The sequence below is a fragment of the Luteolibacter pohnpeiensis genome, from assembly GCF_016595435.1.
GTDB lineage: Bacteria > Verrucomicrobiota > Verrucomicrobiia > Verrucomicrobiales > Akkermansiaceae > Luteolibacter > Luteolibacter pohnpeiensis.
In genome coordinates, this window is the sequence record NZ_JAENIJ010000162.1 from 1 (window position 1) to 653 (window position 653).

Annotated in this window: 1 protein-coding gene; it reads right to left on the reverse strand. The window is 46.6% G+C overall.

Translation table 11 applies throughout. The features are described 5' to 3' along the window. Nucleotides 1-153: 153 nt before the first annotated feature. On the reverse strand, nt 154-474 hold the full coding sequence (locus JIN85_RS20760; protein WP_200274451.1) for a hypothetical protein: 321 nt from the start codon (nt 472-474) through the stop codon (nt 154-156). Between the last annotated feature and the right edge of the window lie 179 nt (nt 475-653).

Genomic DNA, 653 nt, shown 5'->3' on the forward strand with positions numbered 1-653 from the left:
TCGACTCCCGCAATCAGGAATTCACCTACGTTGAGGCGATCATTGAAACGGCCATTGGCGGCGTGACAGCAGAACTTCATTTCCTTGGATAACGTGAAAGCCATACGCGTAGGTCAGCGCGGAGCGCTGGCCGGAGTTGTATGGGCTGCCTGGTTAGGCATACTTTATTTTGAAGGTTACGCCGTTTTCATCAGGAAAAGGCTCAACTGTGAATATCCGAATCTTTCCACCTCCCATATCGAGTTCTAGCTTCCATTTGTTTTCGGGTTTTTTCGAAATCGCAGATTCAAATATGTCTCTAATTTTTTCTTCCTGAATGCTGAATGAACTAAGCTCGTCTGCTTCTTCTTGAAGCTCGATGATATCTAAATAGTCGTTCGATTCTTTATTTTTCGATCGGTAGTTTTTGGAAAGGTCTACGAAAACGAGCGTTCGCTTATCTCCGATGTCGAGAGCGATGTTGCGTCCATACATGTTGTGAGCGAATCCACCGTTACTGTAGTAAACGCTGACGTTGGTGTCGGACTTTCTGATTACCTTGTTCATCTTTTTCTGCCTAACGTCATAGCACACCAACCGCCTGATGGCAGCCGCGCGTTGACTGTGGGTTGAGAGTTCTAATCACGGTGAAAATCCGACTCGGAGCGGATCAG

Coding starts and splice junctions, on each gene's coding strand:
- JIN85_RS20760 (WP_200274451.1), bottom strand. CDS start 474: ATGTATGGACGCAACATCGCTCTCGACATCGGAGATAAGCGAACGCTC.